The 16,523-nt window shown below is 72.2% G+C and carries 15 protein-coding genes; 7 read left to right on the top strand and 8 right to left on the bottom strand.

What is annotated here, in order from left to right:
• Positions 1-56 precede the first annotated feature (56 nt).
• Complete coding sequence (locus SSP29_RS41285) at positions 57-380, top strand: L-rhamnose mutarotase (protein WP_245883500.1); 324 nt, start codon at positions 57-59, stop codon at positions 378-380.
• 22 nt (positions 381-402) lie between these two features.
• On the opposite strand, the gene SSP29_RS41280 is transcribed toward SSP29_RS41285, so the two are convergent.
• The 4 genes from SSP29_RS41280 to SSP29_RS59425 form a co-directional block, all read right to left on the bottom strand.
• The gene (locus tag SSP29_RS41280) at positions 403-2,547 is read right to left on the bottom strand and encodes a putative bifunctional diguanylate cyclase/phosphodiesterase (protein ID WP_089106083.1); all 2,145 of its coding nucleotides are present in this window, start codon (positions 2,545-2,547) and stop codon (positions 403-405) included.
• The gene (locus SSP29_RS41275) at positions 2,544-3,356 is read right to left on the bottom strand and encodes an SAM-dependent methyltransferase (RefSeq protein WP_089106082.1); all 813 of its coding nucleotides are present in this window, start codon (positions 3,354-3,356) and stop codon (positions 2,544-2,546) included. Before SSP29_RS41275 ends, SSP29_RS41280 begins: the two co-directional genes overlap by 4 nt.
• Before the next feature lie 341 nt (positions 3,357-3,697).
• Complete coding sequence (locus tag SSP29_RS41270; protein ID WP_089106081.1) at positions 3,698-4,663, bottom strand: SCO0930 family lipoprotein; 966 nt, start codon at positions 4,661-4,663, stop codon at positions 3,698-3,700.
• Positions 4,664-5,074: 411 nt separating this feature from the next.
• Complete coding sequence (locus SSP29_RS59425) at positions 5,075-5,314, bottom strand: hypothetical protein (RefSeq protein WP_150135906.1); 240 nt, start codon at positions 5,312-5,314, stop codon at positions 5,075-5,077.
• Between the two features lie 100 nt (positions 5,315-5,414).
• On the opposite strand from SSP29_RS59425, the gene SSP29_RS61025 reads away from it, so the two are divergent.
• The 3 genes from SSP29_RS61025 to SSP29_RS51980 all read left to right on the top strand — a co-directional run bounded on the left by SSP29_RS61025 (position 5,415) and on the right by SSP29_RS51980 (position 7,314).
• On the top strand, positions 5,415-5,543 hold the full coding sequence (locus tag SSP29_RS61025; RefSeq protein WP_256216080.1) for a hypothetical protein: 129 nt from the start codon (positions 5,415-5,417) through the stop codon (positions 5,541-5,543).
• Between the two features lie 31 nt (positions 5,544-5,574).
• Positions 5,575-6,339 (top strand): bestrophin-like domain, encoded by a 765-nt coding sequence (locus SSP29_RS41260; protein WP_150135905.1) that lies wholly within the window; start codon positions 5,575-5,577, stop codon positions 6,337-6,339.
• Positions 6,340-6,534: 195 nt separating this feature from the next.
• Complete coding sequence (locus SSP29_RS51980) at positions 6,535-7,314, top strand: hypothetical protein (protein ID WP_107436350.1); 780 nt, start codon at positions 6,535-6,537, stop codon at positions 7,312-7,314.
• 65 nt (positions 7,315-7,379) lie between these two features.
• Here SSP29_RS51980 and SSP29_RS58865 read toward each other — a convergent pair whose 3' ends face one another.
• Positions 7,380-8,261 (bottom strand): hypothetical protein, encoded by an 882-nt coding sequence (locus SSP29_RS58865; protein ID WP_150135904.1) that lies wholly within the window; start codon positions 8,259-8,261, stop codon positions 7,380-7,382.
• Positions 8,262-8,596: 335 nt separating this feature from the next.
• Here SSP29_RS58865 and SSP29_RS41235 point away from each other — a divergent pair, with 335 nt between their 5' ends.
• A complete protein-coding gene (locus SSP29_RS41235; protein WP_089106078.1) occupies positions 8,597-9,271 on the top strand; it encodes a class F sortase in 675 nt (224 codons plus the stop codon).
• A gap of 28 nt (positions 9,272-9,299) precedes the next feature.
• On the opposite strand, the gene SSP29_RS41230 is transcribed toward SSP29_RS41235, so the two are convergent.
• Positions 9,300-10,133, bottom strand: a complete 834-nt coding sequence (locus SSP29_RS41230) for a polysaccharide deacetylase family protein (protein ID WP_089106077.1) — start codon at positions 10,131-10,133, stop codon at positions 9,300-9,302.
• Between the two features lie 116 nt (positions 10,134-10,249).
• Positions 10,250-13,522, bottom strand: a complete 3,273-nt coding sequence (lysX, locus tag SSP29_RS41225; RefSeq protein ID WP_089106076.1) for a bifunctional lysylphosphatidylglycerol synthetase/lysine--tRNA ligase LysX — start codon at positions 13,520-13,522, stop codon at positions 10,250-10,252.
• Positions 13,523-13,783: 261 nt separating this feature from the next.
• On the opposite strand from lysX, the gene SSP29_RS41220 reads away from it, so the two are divergent.
• Positions 13,784-14,239: a universal stress protein gene (locus SSP29_RS41220; RefSeq protein ID WP_089106075.1), complete on the top strand. Its 456-nt coding sequence runs from the start codon at positions 13,784-13,786 to the stop codon at positions 14,237-14,239.
• On the opposite strand, the gene SSP29_RS41215 is transcribed toward SSP29_RS41220, so the two are convergent.
• A complete protein-coding gene (locus tag SSP29_RS41215; RefSeq protein WP_089106074.1) occupies positions 14,175-15,422 on the bottom strand; it encodes an MFS transporter in 1,248 nt (415 codons plus the stop codon). The two genes, SSP29_RS41220 and SSP29_RS41215, sit on opposite strands and share 65 nt — an antisense overlap.
• 103 nt (positions 15,423-15,525) lie before the next feature.
• Between SSP29_RS41215 and SSP29_RS41210 the strand changes: the two genes are divergently transcribed.
• Positions 15,526-16,476, top strand: coding sequence for a LysR family transcriptional regulator (locus tag SSP29_RS41210; protein ID WP_089106142.1), 951 nt, complete (start codon positions 15,526-15,528; stop codon positions 16,474-16,476).
• The last annotated feature ends 47 nt before the right edge of the window (positions 16,477-16,523 follow it).

Here is a 16,523-nt window from a genome sequence, read left to right as displayed (position 1 = left end):
CCCGACGGATGAAACTGATTCTTCGCCGTTCGTCCCTCAGGAGAGAGGTGAGCAAGGTGCAGCGCTTCGCCGCCGTCATCCGGCTGCGCCCGGAGAAGGAGTCCGAGTACCGCGCACTGCATGCGGCCGCCTGGCCGGGTGTGCTGGCGGCCCTCAAGCGGGCCCACATCGGCAACTACTCGATCTTCCTGCGGGACGGGCTGCTGTTCAGCTACCTGGAGTACTCGGGGAGCGACTACGCCGCCGACACCGCGGAGATCGCCGCCGACCCGGTGTCCCGCGAGTGGTGGGCCCTCACCGACCCCTGTCAGGAGCCGCTGGACACCGCTGCCGAGAACGAACGGTGGGCCCCCGCCGAGGAGATCTTCCACCTCGACTGAGGGCCCCCGAGGGGACGCCGGGTCAGCCCGTCGCGTCCACCAGTGCCAGCTCGTGCAGGCGTTCCGGCGGGCCCGGACGGGCGTAGTACCAGCCCTGGGCCGTGTCGCAGCCCAGTATCCGGAGCTGTTCCGCCTGGGCGCCCGTCTCCACGCCCTCCACCGTGACCGCGAGGTCCAGGCTGTGGGCCAGGGTGACGATGCCCTCCACGATCTTGAGGTCGACCGGATCCGCCGGGAACTGCTGCATGCTCTGGGTGAAGGAGCGGTCCAGCTTGAGGATGCTCACCGGCAGGCGGCGCAGGTTCGCGAGGTTCGAGTAACCGGTGCCGAAGTCGTCCAGGGCGATGTCCACGCCCATCTCGGCAAGGCGCCGCAGGGGTTTGAGGAGGTCGTCGTCGGCACCGATGAGGGCCGACTCGGTGACCTCCAGGCACAGGGCGTCGGGGGCCACCCCGGTCCGCTCCAGGATGTCCACCGTGTCCTGGACCAGGCCGGGGTGGCTGAGCTGGCACGGGGAGAGGTTGACGTTGATCCGCAGCGGACCGGCGGCGGTGTCCTCACCGTAGCGTTCTCGCCATTCGCGGGCCTGGCGGATCGACTCCTCCAGGACCCAGCGGCCCAACGGGACGATGAGACCGGTGTGTTCGGCGAGCGGGATGAACCGGTCGGGGCCGAGGACGCCGTGCTGCGGGTGCAGCCAGCGGACCAGGGCCTCGGCGCCGCGGACGCTGCCGTCGCCGAGGTGGACCAGCGGCTGGTACTCGATGAAGAACTCGTTCCGGTCCAGTGCGGCCGGCAGCGCCGTGGTCAGGCCGTGGCGGGTGATCGCGCGGGCGTCCGCCTCCGGGTCGGCGAGTTCGGAACGGTTGCCGCCCGCCGACTTGGCCCGGTACATCGTGATGTCGGCGCTGCGCAGCACCTCGGCCGGGGTGCGCTCGCCCGCCGGGCCCTCGACGATGCCGATGGAGCCGCGGACCATGAGGTCGCGGCCGTCGATGCTGATCGGGGTGACCAGGGCGTTCATGATGCGGTCGGCCAGGTCGTCGACCTCGCGCTGGGTGGCCGGGCCGGTGGTCAGCGCCACGAACTCGTCGCCGCCGAGCCGGGCGACCATCTCGCCGGGCGCGGTCGCGCAGGACTGCAGCCGGTCGGCGACCTCGACGAGCAGCCGGTCGCCGGCCGAGTGGCCGAGGCTGTCGTTGACGGTCTTGAAGCCGTCCAGGTCGAGGTAGCACAGCCCGAACCGCTGGCCCTCGCCGGCCGACAGGGCCTTCTCCAGGCGCTCGAAGAACAGCGTGCGGTTGGGCAGGCCGGTGAGCGCGTCGTGGGTGGCCTCGTAGCGCAGCCGGAGGTTGAGCAGCCGGCGCTCGGTGGTGTCCTCCATGAGGGCCAGCTGGTACTGCGGGTCGCCGTCCGCGTCCCGGAGCAGGGAGACGGTCAGGTTGGTCCACAGGACCGTTCCGTCGGAGCGGTTGAAGGCCTTCTCGACGTGGTAGTGCTCGCGTTCGCCGCGCACCAGCTCCTCGTAGAGCCGCCACGTCTGCGGCGCGTCCTCGGGGTGCGTCCACTCCATGACGTTGCGGCCGCGCAGGGTCTGCTCGGAGCCGCCGAACATGCGCAGCAGCGCGCCGTTGACCTGGAGGACGTTGCCTTCGAGGTCGGCGATGCCGATTCCTATCGCCGCGCCCTCGAAGACGGCGCGGAAGCGGGCCTCGCTGGCGTGCAGCGCCTGTGCGACCACGCCCTGGGCGCGCAACGCGGCCTGGGCGATGGCCTCCTGCTCGGCCAGCGTGCGCTCGCGCAGCGCCTGGGCGAACCCGGCGGCCATCGCGTGCTGGATCCGTGAGGAGCGCATCCGCAGCTCGTCCTGGGGGCCGTCCTCGCCGCAGTACAGGACCAGATACGCGTCGACGCAGTCGAGGGTGCGGGTCAGCGCCTCGGGGTCGGTGCAGTGCGCGTCGATGAGCGCGGCGCCCACCTGCCGGGCCTCGTCGGCGTCGAAGCCGTGCGCCAGCAGGATCTCGCTCAGCCGGCGGGCCAGCGGCAGCAGCTGCTCCTCGAACTCCGGGCGGGTCAGGGACGTCGAGGTGACCGGGAACACCGCCCGGCTCCAGATCGTCGCGAACCTGCGCAGTCTGTCCTCCGGGCCGCCCGGCTCCGCGGTCACGCCGCGATCCCCACGCCGGCGAATCCGGCGAAGGCATACGGATCCTCGTCCTCCGGCGCCGACTCCGGCCGCCAGTGGGGCATCGGCACCAGTCCGGGTTCCACCATGTCGTACCCCTCGAAGAACCGCGCGACCTCGTCGCGCGAGCGCATGATCAGCGGGTTGCGAATGTCCTTGTATACGTCCACCGCGCCCTCGGCCCGCTCGGCAGGCAACGGGATTCCCTCGTACGAGGCATGCGTGAGAACAAGCAGGCTGCCGGGCGCGAGTGCGTCGCGCAGCTGTGCCACTGCCCCGTACGGGTCGTCCGCGTCTTCCACGAAGTGCAGTATGGCAACGAGAAGCAAGGCCACTGGCCGATTCAGGTCGATGAGGCGCTCCACCTGAGGGCTCGACAGGATCTCCTGGGGCTTGCGGAGATCGGCCGCCACGACGTCCGCGTCCTCGTTGCCCTCCAGGACGGCGTTGCTGTGCGCCACGGCCACCGGATCGTGGTCGACGTACACCACGCGGGCGCCGGGGTGCGCCGCCTGCGCGACCTCGTGGACGTTGCCGAAGGTGGGGATGCCGGAACCGATGTCCAGGAACTGGTCGATGCCGGTGCCCACCGCGTGGCGCACGGCGCGGCGCATGAAGGCCCGGTTGGCCTGCATGATCTTCGGGAGGCCGGGCAGGTGCGTCATCGCCTTGCGGGCCGCTTCCCGGTCGACCTCGAAATTGTGCGAACCGCCCAGGTAGTAGTCGTAGATACGCGAAACGCTCGGCACCGTGATGTCGATGCTTCGTGGGGCCCAGGCGGGACGCTCCATGTATCTCTCCAAGGCTGAGGCGATCCGGTGTTCGAGCAGAGGCTACTGATCGTCTGCGAACAGGGCGAGCCGAAACGGAAATTGACCGTCCGTTCCCGGTCATGGCCTGGGAATTCGGTGTTCGGTTTGGGGGCGTTCGGGCATTGCGTCGGGTGCGGGTGCGTTGTGGTTGCTCGCGCCCACGCGGCGGAGCCGCATATCGACACAGCCCCGCGCCCCTGACGGGGCGCTGGAGGCGGGGCGCGTCAAATAGCACCCGGATTGCATGCCAAAGAGCCCGCCCCCTCCGTTCGGTGTGGAGGGGGCGGGCGGTCGTGCGCCGTTGTGTCGGCGTGCGGCTGTTAGCTCGGCGCGCCGACCAGCTTTCCTTCGGGCGAGACGGCGTACCAAGTGCCGCCGACGCCCTGGCCGTTGGTGTCCCCGGCCTTCGAGTCCCCGGAGAAGGTGTAGATCGGCCAGCAGTTGACCGTCTGCTGCTTCGCGCCGTTGTCGGGCCGGGTGAAGCCCATCAGGCCCTTCTTCACGATGCCCTTGGTGTCACTGGAGGCGACCTCCGCGACGGCCGGCCACTTCGCGAGGCAGTCACCGGTGCAGTTGGAGACGACCTTGGGCCACGCCTTGTCCTTGATGAAGCGGTAGACCGTCATGCCGTTCTTGTCGACGATGATGTCGCCGAGCTTGGCGTCCTTGCGCACCGACAGACCGGGCAGGGAGGCCAGCGTGGCCTTCTTGCCGTCGGGGGCCGCCGCGAACCACTTGCCGCCCACACCCTGGCCGTTGACGTCACCGGCGTTGACGTCCTTGGCGTAGCGGTACACCGGCCAGCCGCCGACGGTCAGCTGCTTGGTGCCGTCGGTGCGGGTGACCTCGCCGAGCAGGGACTTGTCGATGCCCGAACCGGCCGTGGCGTCGTTGGCGGGCACCGGCGGCCAGGTGGTGGCGCAGTCGCCGTCGCAGTTCGACTTGGGGGGATTGGCGGTGTCGGCATCGAAACGGTAGAGGGTGAGGCCGCTGCTGTCGGTCAGCACCTTGCCCAGGTCGGGGTTGCTGGCCACGGTCAGCTCGCCGGCGGGCGCGACCGCGGCGGGGGAGCTGGAGGCCTGGCTGCCGTCGGCACCGTAGCCGTTGCCCGCGCCGGTCGAAGCGGAGGGGTTGGTGATGCTGCCGATGCCGGCCGGGGCCGTGGCACCGACGTTCTGGGCCGCCGAGGACGGAGTGGTCACGTTGTCCGAACCGCACGCCGTCGCGAACACCATCACCCCCGCGGCCGTAGCCACCAGCGAGGCGCTCCTCCACGAGGTCTTCATCGTCAACTCCCCATAATCGCCTGGTTATTGCAGCGCCTCTGTGCCGCCGCACGACACCAGGTACGGATGCCGGGGGCCGAAGTGTTCAACGGGCGCACAAATTTCTTTCGGCACACTGTGGCCGCGGCCCCCGTCCCGCACGGGCGTACGCTTCGAGCCATCCGCGGGACGGCATGATTCAAACCGGTTTACGCCGCATGTCCCCCGTTCGGGCCAATCACCCGGTACTCCGGCGTACGACGGCGCCCGACGCCCCATGATCTCCGTCGTGCATGCACCCGAAGCGACCAGACTCGCGCCCGTCCCGAGGGTGTTGGCCCTGCTGACGCTGACGTGGACCCTGGTGGGCTGCCCGGTCGGCACGGCGTCGGCCGACGCCTGCGCCTCCGCCTCGACGGGCCCCGACGGCATTCACGCGGTGGCCGTCGCCGGGGGCTCCTGGCCCACTCCCCCGCCGTGTCCGGCGCCCACCCCGCCGCCCTGCCCCACGCCCACCCCGACGCCCACGCCCACTCCGACGCCCACCCCGACACCGACGCCCTCACCGACTCCCGAACCCACCCCGACGCCGAAGCCGACGCACAGCCGCCCGCCGGCGCCGCGCCCGGCACCACCGCCACCACCCCGGCGGGCGCCGGCCCCGAAACCCACGCCCACTCCGCCCCCGCCGCCGGCTCCGCGGCCCCGGCCCAAGCCGACGCCGCCCCCCGCCCCGTCGCCGAAGCCCACCCCGCGGCCCTCGCCGACCCCGGTGACCTACCCGCCGTACCACGTCCAGTCGACCGGCGCGGCGGCCCCGAACCGCACCTCCCCGGTCACCTACGTCCTGCTCATCGCCGTACCCGCGATCATCGCCGTCGCCGCGTTCCGCGCGCGCTGACGGCCGGCCCACTGATTCCTGGAGGCTTCCGTTGCCGGATTGGCTTGTTCTCGTCCTCGCGATGCTCGCGGCCGTCGCCGTGGTCGTGATCATCACCCTCGTTCGCGACAAGAGGGCGGCGGAGGACGAGGATCCCTCCGAGACGCCGGACGTCATCGAGTACATGACCATGTGGATCGGCGTCATCTACGCCATCGTCCTCGGTCTGGCGGTGGCCGGGGTGTGGGAGGCCCGCAGCGCCGCCCAGGACCATGTGCAGGCGGAGGCGCAGGCGCTGCACGAGATCTACGAACGGGTGCGGGTGTATTCGCCCGACACGCGTGACCGGATCCGGGCGGACGTCGACGCCTATGCCGCCCAGGTCGTCGGCAAGGAATGGAAGGAGATGGCCGACCACGGCCGGCTCTCCCGGCGCGGTGCCGATCTGCTCGCGCAGATCCGTCAGGACGTCACCGACTACGAACCGCAGACCGACTTCCAGGCGCAGGCCTACCAGCCGCTGGTGGACCAGGTGGCCGCTCTCGACCAGGCGCGCAGCGCCCGGGCCGACTCGACCGGCGCGACCATGCCGAACGTGGTGTGGATCGGGCTGCTGACCGGAGCGGCGATCACCATCGGCATGGTCTTCGCGCTGCAGATCAGGCGCACCCGGCGCGAGCTGATCCTCGCCGGCCTGTTCTCCGCGACCATCACCTTCATGCTGTTCCTGATCTGGGACTTCGACGAACCGTACAGCCGCGGCATCACGGCGACGGCACAGCCGTTCCTGAACCTCTTCCCGCACATCAAGGGGTAGCGAGGTCCCGGAGCGCCCCGGGGGACGTCGCGCCACGCCGTCGAGGTCCCCCGGACGGCCCAGTCATCTCCCCCGTTCGCACTACTGCGATCGCGCGCGTGTGCGGATGTTTCTAGCGTTCCGATCATCGAGGTGCATTCCCGGCACTGGCGGAACAGGTCCGCATGCTGCTCCTCGGGGACCGGAGGAACCACCATGCGCGCGATACGCGTTGCTTCGGCCGCACTGCTGGGTGTCGGTGCTCTCGCCCTCTCCGCTCCGGCCATCCTCGCGAGCGACAGCGGCGACGGGGGCCGGGACGGCTCGTCCTTCGGCTTCCGGGTGACGCCCACCACCGTGACGGCGGGCGGCCGGGTGAGTCTGCATCTGGACCGCGGCAGCGGCTGCCGGGGCGCCGCGACGGTCACCTCGGGCGTGTTCGACACGGTCAGCATCCCGTCGGAGCGGGACTCGGTGACGGCCACGGTCGACCGGAACGCGAAGTCGCAGGCGTCGTACCGGGTGACGTTCAACTGCGACGGGTCCAGCGCCTCGACCGAACTGGCCATCGCGAGCGGCACGTCGGCCGGACACGGCGACGGGCATACGGACGGACGCACCGACGGGCACGGCAACGAGGACGGAAACGGGCGCGCCGACGACCAGAGCGGCGGGACCGACGGCGGACGTACGGACGGGCGCACCGACAGCAGTACGGGCGGGCACAGCGGCGATCGCACCGACGGGCGCACCGACAGCGGCACGGACAGCCGCGCCGACGCCGGTACCGACGGGCGCACGGACGACGGTTCCGGCAGCGGCCAGTCGCTCAACCCGCAGCCCATTCCGCCCGGGCGGGGGGTCCAGGCCGGTGAGGGCGGCAGCATCGGCGGGTTCGACCTCCAGGAGATCGGCCTCGGCGCGGCGCTCGTCGTCGGCTCGGTCGGTACGGCGTACCGGCGCTCGCGCAGGCACTCCGGCGAGGACCGCGCCTGACCAGGACGTGGCGGGGCGGGCCTGGGCCCGGGTCCGCCGAGGGACCGGGGCGCAGGCCCGCCGGGTCAGATCCGCTTCTCGCTCCGTCGGCGCACCCAGAACCCGCAGCCGGCGAGCACGGCAGCGCCCACCATGCCGCCGCCGATCGCCATGTCGGTCGGGGTGGCCCCGGTGGAGATGCTGCCGCCGAGTCCGCCGCGCACCCCGCCGAGCACGAAGAACGCGGACCGCCGGAGCAGGGTGCGCCCGTCGCAGCGGACGGTCAGGTCGTAGGGGCCCGGGCTGGCGTTCCGTTCGATGGTGGCGACACCACGCGCCATGTCGCCGCCGAACGGAAACAGCGGCGCCGTGTGGAAGGCACGGGAGGTCATGACGCCGTTGCGGCAGTTGTTGACGGTGACGGTGAGCCGCTGGCCGGTGGCGATCGACCGGGGCTGGGCGACGATGTCGCGCGCGCCGTCGCCCCGGCCGTCGAAGTCGTCGAAGCGCCCGTCACCCCTGCCGTCGAAGTCGTCGAAGCGCCCGTCTCCACCCCGTCCGTCGAAGCGGTTGTCGAAGCGCCCGTCCCCGCCCCGTCCGTCGAAGCGGTTGTCGAAGCGCCCCTCGCCGCCCCGTCCGCCGAAGCCGTTGTTGGACCGCCCGTCACCGCCGAACCCGCCCACGCCGAACCCGGGGACGCCCACTCCGGGAACCGCGACTCCAGGAACGACCCCGACACCGCCGACACCAGGGGCGACCCCGACACCACCGACGCCACCGACACCACCGACGCCGCCGATACCACCGACACCGGTCCCGGGGGCGACGCCCGTCCCACCGACGACCGGGGCCTGGGTGTTGGGCGGGCCGCCGGGGTTGCCCAGGCCGTCGGCGACGGCCACGGGGGCGGCGGCGCCGAGAACGGCGACCACTGTGCACGCGGCCGCCAGCGCACGTGAGTTTCGCATCTCTTCCTCCGCGGAAGGCGCCCCGGGAACGGTCCCCGGTGGATCGGCGAGAAAGCACCTCCCGACAAGACCCTCAGATGCCCAGAACACGCCCGCATTTCGAGAATGGTCCGTCCTGGTGAGGGGACACGCCGAGAGAAAAGCGCACAATCGGATATTGCCGCAGGTCACGGACCGTCAGAAAAATCCTGGGAACGGCAACTCGGATGGCTCACCGGAATACCCGCGGGCCACCCGTTCGCCCGTCGCCCCGTCGCCGCACACGCGTGGGGGACTTAGCTTTTTCCCATGCGCAATACGGACCTGAAGGCGGCCGCGTCGAGAGGGGATGGCGAATGTCTGCGTCCGAACTTTCCGAGCTGGCCGAAGAGGAGGAGCGGCGGAGGAAGCGTGCCCCCTGGGGCGTGATAGCGCTCGTTCTGCTGACCGGTCTGGCACTCATTCGGAACGGTTCGGGAGAGTTCGACATCGGTCCCCCGCAGCCGGCCTCGGCCGCCGCCCCGGACAGCCGTACCACGGTCCCGGGCACCTTCGCCACGGCTCCCGCCCCGCTGCCGTTCGCCACGGCGGACCGGATCAGGATCCCCGCGATCCGGGTCGACGCACCGGTGATGCCGGTGGGTCTGGACACGGACGGCTGGATCGCGGCACCGCCGCCGGAGGACCCCAATCTGGCCGGGTGGTTCACCGGGGGTGTCTCGCCCGGGGAGAACGGCACGTCCGTCGTCGTGGGCCATGTCGACAACACGAAGGGTCCGGCGGTCTTCTACGGACTCGGTTCCCTGAAGAAGGGAAACCGGATCGAGGTCGACCGCCAGGACGGCAGGACGGCCGTGTTCGAGATCTACGGAATCGAGGTCTTCGCGAAGGCCGGTTTCCCGGGCGACCGGGTCTACGGTTCCAAGGGCACACCGGAGTTGCGGGTCATCACCTGCGGCGGCGGTTTCTCGAAGCAGAACGGCTACGACGGGAACGTCGTGGTCTTCGCCCGCCTGGTCGAGGCCCGCTGAGGCCACCACCGGGCGGGCGCGGGCCCGTTCACATACGGCGGCGCGGCACGGTCAGGTGATAACCGTTGTCCAGCAGATAGGGCAGATACTCACGCAGGGCCTGGACGCTCTGCGAGCGGTCGCCCCCGGCGTCGTGGGAGAGGACCACGACACCGGGGGCGGCGCCGTTCTCGATCGTGTCGACGATGGTACGGGTGCCCGGGACGGTCCAGTCGGTGCTGTCCACGGTCCAGGCCATCGGCTCCATGCCCATCTCGGCGCCGAGTTGGAAGGCCGCGCGGTTCCAGGCGCCGTAGGGCGCGCGGAACCACTGCGGGCGTTCACCGTAGGTGTCCTCGATGACGTCGCTGGTGCTCGTCATCTCGTCGCGGATCTCACTTCGGTCGAGGGTGGTCAGCAGCGGATGCGTCCAGGTGTGGTTGCCCACCACATGCCCCTCCTCGGCCATCCGCGCGACCAGTTCCCGGTTCACGACGATGCACTCCCCGCACAGGAAGAACATCGCCCGCACGTCGTACTTGGCGAGGGTGTCCAGGATGTGCGGGGTGTAGTTCGGGTTGGGGCCGTCGTCGAAGGTGAGCATCATGCGTCTGCCGCTGCGGGAGATCTCCGTGATGGGTTCCTTGCGGACCTTGAGCTTGCCCGGCCCGGCGGGCGGCGGGCCGTATCCGGTGAGCGGCTGGAGCCGGAAGGCGGAGGACTTGAGCGCCGGGCGGGCCTGCGCCCCCGCGGCCGGGGCGACTCCGCCGGCCCCTTCCTCGGCGCTGCTCGCCAGCACGACTCCCGCGGTGGCCGCGGATCCCAGAGCGGCACCGCCGGCGAGCAGCAGCCGGCGTCGGGTGAACAACTGATCCTTCTCCATGAGTCATCAGTCGCCCGGCGGGGCTCCGGCGCACCACTTCGACACCGGTGCGGCGGCGGGAAAGCACCCGCACGGACCAGCATCGGGAGGTTTCGGTAAGAAAAGAACAAAAAGTATCAAAGGTGGCGGACCAGTGGGAAGGGGAGCGTCTCGCGGATGGTCAGGCCGGTGAGGAACATGACCATCCGGTCGACACCGATACCGAGCCCGCCGGTGGGCGGCATCGCGTATTCGAGGGCGTCGAGGAAGTCCTCGTCGAGCTCCATCGCCTCGGGGTCCCCGCCGGCCGCGAGCAGCGACTGGGCGGTGAGCCGGCGGCGCTGTTCCAGGGGGTCGGTCAGTTCGGAGTAGGCGGTGCCGAGTTCGGTGCCGAAGGCGACCAGGTCCCAGCGTTCGGCGAGCCGCGGGTCGGAGCGGTGCTGCCGGGTGAGCGGGGAGACGTCGATCGGGAAGTCCTTGTAGAAGGTGGGCAGCTGGGTGCGCTCCTCCACCAGGCGCTCGTACATCTCAAGGACCACGTCGCCGGGCCCGTCGTCGGCCGTGTACGGCACCCCGACGCGGTCGCAGTGCCGGTGCAGCCGCAGCAGCTCGGTGCCGGGGCCGATCTCCTCCCCCAGCACCTCGGAGATCGCCCCGTGGACGGTCTTGACCGGCCAGGTGCCGGAGATGTCGTACTCCCGGCCGTCCCTGCGGGCCACCGGCGCGCCGAGGGCGGCGGTCGCGGCGCCCTGGATCAGCTCACGGGCGAGGTCGAGCATCACGTCGTAGTCGGCGTACGCCTGGTAGGCCTCCAGCATCGTGAACTCGGGGTTGTGCTTGTGGGAGACGCCCTCGTTGCGGAAGGTCCGGCCCAGTTCGAAGACCTTCTCCAGACCGCCGACGCAGAGCCGTTTCAGGTAGAGCTCGGGGGCGATGCGGAGGTAGAGGTCGAGGTCGTAGGCGTTGATGTGGGTGGTGAAGGGGCGGGCGTTGGCGCCGCCGTGGATCTGCTGGAGCATCGGGGTCTCGACCTCCAGGTAGCCGCGGTCCAGGAGGCCCTGGCGCAGCGCCTGTACGGCGGTGGAGCGGGCGCGGACCAGGGCGCGGGCGGCGGGGCTGGTGGCGAGGTCGAGGTAGCGGCGGCGGACCCTGGCCTCGGGGTCGGCGAGGCCGCGGTACTTGTCGGGCAGCGGGCGCAGGCACTTGGCGGTGAGCTGCCAGTCGGTGACGAAGAGGGTCGGTTCGCCCGTGTCGCTGACGCCCGCCCGGCCGGTGGCGGTGATCTGGTCGCCGATGTCGGTGTCGGCGGTGAACCGGTCGAGGGCGGGTCCCGACCCGTCGCGGGTGAGGGCGAGTTGGCGGTCGCCGGACCAGTCGCGCAGCGTCACGAAGACGATCCCGCCGAAGTCGCGGACCAGCATGATCCGCCCGGCGACGGTGGCCGTCTCGCCGTCGCGCACGTCGGCGAGGGCGCGCAGCGGTGCACCGGCGGCCACCGGGTAGGGGTCGACGCCCGCCGCCCGCAGCCGGTCCAGCTTGCGGCGCCGGACCCGGAACTGGTCCGGCAGGCCGGCGTCCGGTGCGCCGGGCCCGGTCTCGTCCCCTGCGTCGGCACCGGCCACCGGCGCGGACGGCGGCGCCTCGACGGGCCGCGGTCCGGTCTGCGGGTGCCCCTTTCCCCAGAGTGTGCGCAGGGACGGTACGGAGACGAAGCCCTCGGCGATTCCGGAGGCCAGGCCGATCCGGGCCAGGGAGCCGGCGTCGCCGTAGCAGAGGAAGCGGGGGTACCACTCGGGGCGGTACTTGGCGTTGGAGCGGTACAGGGCCTCCAGCTGCCACCAGCGGGAGAAGAACAGCAGCAGCCCGCGCCACAGCCGCAGCACCGGTCCGGCGCCGATGCGGGCGCCCTCCTCGAAGACCGAGCGGAAGACGGCGAAGTTCAGCGAGATGCGGCGCACGCCCAGTTTGGGGGCGGCCGCGCACAGGTCGGCGACCATGAACTCCATCACCCCGTTGGGGGCGGTGCGGTCACGGCGCATCAGGTCGAGGGAGACGCCGTCGGCTCCCCAGGGCACGAAGGAGAGCAGGGCGAGCAGTCTGCCGTCCTCGGCCATGGCCTCGACGAGCAGGCAGTCGCCGTCGGCGGGGTCGCCGAGCCGGTCCAGGGCCATGGAGAAGCCGCGTTCGGTCTCGGTGTCGCGCCAGGCGTCGGCCCTGTCGACGACCTCCTCCATCTCCGTCTCGGTGAGGGTGGCGTGGCGGTGGATGCGGCAGCTGGCGCCGGTGCGCCGGACGCGGTTGACGGCCTGCCGGGTGACCCGCATCTCGCGGCCGCCCAGGTCGAAGCCGGCGACGTGCAGGATCGCCTCGTCGCCGAGCTGCAGGGCGCCGAGGCCGGCGCGGACATAGGCCCTGGCGCCGTCCTCGGAGGCGCCCATCACGGCAGGCGCCCAGGCGTGCCGGCGGGCCACGTCCAGCCAGGCGGCGATGGCGTGCGGCCAGGCCTCGGGATCGCCGACGGGGTCGCCGCTGGCCAGGCAGACGCCGGCCTCGACCCGGTAGGTGACGGCGGCCTTGCCGCTGGGCGAGAAGACGACGGCCTTGTCGCGGCGGGTGGCGAAGTAGCCGAGGGAGTCCCGGTCGCCGTAGGCCTTGAGAAGGGCGCGGATGCGGGCCTCCTCGTCGCCGTGCAGGGCCGCTTCCAGGCGCTGCGAACGGAACAGGGTGGCGGCGGCGTTGAGCAGGGCGAGGGCGCCGAAGAGGCCGAGCAGGAAGGCGACGAAGCGGGGCGGGCGGCCGCCGTAGCTGCGGACCGAGACCAGGCCGCCGCAGACCCGGTCGGCCGCCCAGACCAGGTGCTGGCCGTGCGGGAGCGAGCCGGGGAAGAGCGAGACCAGGCCCCAGCCGGCCAGGATCGCCACCAGCAGGCCGATCAGCAGGACGCCGAGGGCCCGGCGCACGGCGGCCCTTCGGGAGGCGGCGTAGAACTCCCGGCGGGCCACGATCAGCAGGGCCAGGGCGAGTCCGCAGACCACCAGTGAGCTGAACGGGTACCAGCCGAAGCCGAAGGCGATGGTCAGGATGTCGGCCAGCACCAGCAGGCCGAGGTAGATCACCACCAGCCACCAGGCGACCTTCTTGCGGGCGGCGGTGGCGCCGCCGAGCAGGAACAGGAAGACCGCGTAGGCCAGGTTGGGGCTGACGGGCACCACGACGGCGTCGATGAAGTGCACGGCCGGGTGGAGGAGCACGCGCAGCGGGGCGACGAAGGAGAGCAGGGCGCACAGCAGGGCGAGGGTGCCGAAGAAGGTCCCGAAGGCCTCCGGCACCCAGGTCAGCCGCCCGCCGCCGGGCGGACGTATCGGGCCCGCCGGCTCCCTGCCCGTGGCGGGCTCCACGGCGGCACTCATGTCTCCGACTGTAGGAAGGGCCCGCGGGGCCCGCCCGTCGAGCAGCCCGAGCCCGGCGAGCGGCTGCGGGCCGGTGGGGGCTGGTCGCGCAGTTCCCCGCGCCCCTGACGGGGCGCCGTGCAGCCCCCTGTTTTTTTGGGGGCGCGGGGCTGTATCAATATGCGGCTCCGCCGCGTGGGCGCGAGCAACCACCCCCAACCCGCACCCGCCCGACGGGCCCCGCGCACCCACCGGACCTGCGAATTCCGATAGCCTCGGATCGTGGCGGAACAACACCAGTTCGAGCGGGGCACGGACGGCCCCAAGGTCATCGTGGTCGGTGTGGACGGCTCGGACTCCTCGTGGCGCGCGGCGTCCTACGCGGGCGGTCTGGCCCGGCGGCAGCACGCGCTGCTGGCGGTCGTGTACGTCCAGCCGGTCCTGGCGGCCGGGGCGGCGCTCGGGGCACCGGTGGCGGAGACCACCGACGAGATCGCGGAGGACCTGGTCGCGCAGATCCGGGACGCGACCGAGCGCCTCAAGGGGATATTCGAGGTGCGCTGGGAGTTCCACACCTTCCGCGGCGACGCCTACAGCGGACTGGTGAAGGCGGCCGACGAGCTGAAGGCCGACGCGGTCGTGGTGGGCGCCTCCGAGCAGGCCGGCCACCGGTTCATCGGCTCGGTCGCGATCCGTCTGGTGAAGGCGGGACGGTGGCCGGTGACGGTGGTGCCGTAGCGGTTTCCCGCAGGAGCAGCAGCGGGGTCGCCAGGAGCAGGATCCCGGCGAGGGCGATCGCGGTGCGCGGGCCGGTGAGGCTCGCCAGCAGGCCCCACAGGGCGGTCATGGCGGCCGTGGTGGCCTTGCCGGTGACGGACCAGGCGGACAGGGTGCGGGCGATCCGGTCGTCCGGGGTGTGCTCCAGGCGGCGGGTGGCGCACACCGGGCTGTAGACGGCCGAGCAGGTGATCACGCCGAGCTCCAGGACCATCACCAGCAGCAGTCCGGGCAGCCCGGGCCCGACGAAGGCCAGCCCGAGAGGCCAGACGGCGCGCAGGGCGCTCGCGGCGCGCAGCACCCGCCACTGCCCGTACCGGGCGACCAGCGGCCGGGCCAGCCGGGCGCCGAGGAGGCCGCCCAGGCAGGGCACGGCGAAGGCGAGGCCGTACTGCCAGGGGGCGAAGCCGAGCGGGCCGAGCATGAGGACGGCCAGCGCGGGTGCGGCGACCATGATCAGGGCGTTGCCCGCGAGGCTGTTGTAGAAGAGGGGCCGCAGGGCCGGGCTGGCGAGGATGTACCGCCAGCCGTCGAGCAGGTCCCCGGCGCGCAGGCGCTGCGCGTCCCTGGGTGCGGGGCGGGGTTCGCCGCCGCCGACGGCCCGGATGCCCAGGGCCGACAGCAGGAAGCTGACCGCGTTCGCCGCGACGGTCGTCACCGGGCCGAACAGGCCGATCGCGGCGCCGCCGAGGGGCGGGCCGAGGACCAGCGCGGTCCAGTTGGTGGATTCGAAGCGGGCGTTCGCGGTGAGCAGCCGGTCGGCCGGGACGAGGGACTTCAGGAAGGCGCCGGAGGCCGCGCCGAAGGTGATGTCGGCGGCCGCGACGACCACCGAGACCAGCAGCAGCTGCCCCAGGCCGAGGGCGCCGAGGGCGTACGCGGCCGGGACGGTGAGCAGTGCGGCGAACCTGACGAGGTCCATCGCCATCATCACCGGCCGCTTGCGCCGGAACTCCACCCACGGCCCGAGCGGCACCGCCGCCACCGCGCCCACGGCGGGCCCGGTCGCGGCGAGCAGCGCCACCTCGGCGGACCCCGCGTGCAGCGCGATGACGGCGATCACCGAGAACGCGTCGAAGGCGAGATAGGTGCCGAGCGCACTCACCGAGTACGCGGCCCACAGCCACCCGAACCGCCGCCCCATGCACAACCTCCCGTTGACCCCGGGACATGAAAACGTGCAGGTGGCCGCCGAATCAAACAACCCCCGGGCCCGCTGCCACAACCGCCGGTTGTACGGTGTGGACGTGGACCTCACCGCAGTGCGCACCTTCGTCGCCGTGGCCGACTGCGGGCAGTTCCAGGAGGCCGCCGCCGTGCTGGCGGTCACCCAGCAGGCCGTGTCCAAGCGGATCGCGGCGCTGGAGAAGGATCTGGGGGTGCGGCTGTTCACCCGGACCGCGCGGGGCGCCGGGCCGACCGCCGACGGCCGGGCCTTCCTGCCGTACGCCCGGGAGCTGCTGCTGGCCGAGGAGCGGGCGGCGGCCTCCGTACGACGGGGCCGGCGCCCCCTGCGGGTCGACGTGGTCGGCGCCCGGCTCGCCCCTGCGGCCCTGCTGCGCGGCTTCCACGAGGCGCATCCGGACCTCCCGCTGGACGTCGTCACGCTCTTCGACGTGGACTCGGCGCTGACCGCGCTGCGCTCCGGTGCGGTCGACGCCTCCTTCCGGGCCGTCGCCATGCCCGGCCGGCCGCTGCCCAGGGGCGTCGAGGCCGTCCGGGTGTACGACGAGCCGGTCCAGCTGCTCACCGGCCCGGGGCACGCCCTGGCCGGCCGGGCCTCGGTCACGCCCGGGGAGCTGGCCGGGCACCGGCTCTGGATGCCCGGGATCGTGGAGGGCACCGAGTGGGCCGCGTACTACGCCTCCCTCGCCGCCGAGTTCGGGCTCGTGATCGACTCCTCCGGCCCCAACTTCTCCGGGGCGTTGCAGGACGCGCTCGCGGGCTCCGACACCCTGGCGACCCTGGTCAGCGAGCAGACCCGGCTGGCCTGGCCGGCCGGCCACGGTCTGCGCCGGATCCCGCTGCTGGACCCGACCCCGCTCTACCCGCACTCGCTGCTGTGGGCCGCCGCCAACCCGCATCCCGCGCTCACCGCCCTGCGCACCCATCTCGCGGACGCCCGGCCTCCGCGCACCGCCGCCCGCACCTGGACGCCGGGGTGGGCCGAGACCGTGCGTGGCGCCTTCCGTCCTTGAGGCCCCTGAGCCATCATGATCGGCCGTCAGCCGTTCGCGATCGGCGA

Source organism: Streptomyces hyaluromycini (assembly GCF_002217755.1).
Classification (GTDB): Bacteria; Actinomycetota; Actinomycetes; order Streptomycetales; family Streptomycetaceae; genus Streptomyces; species Streptomyces hyaluromycini.
Note: the sequence above shows the minus strand (reverse complement) of the source record. Positions and strands in the feature narration are given on the sequence as shown.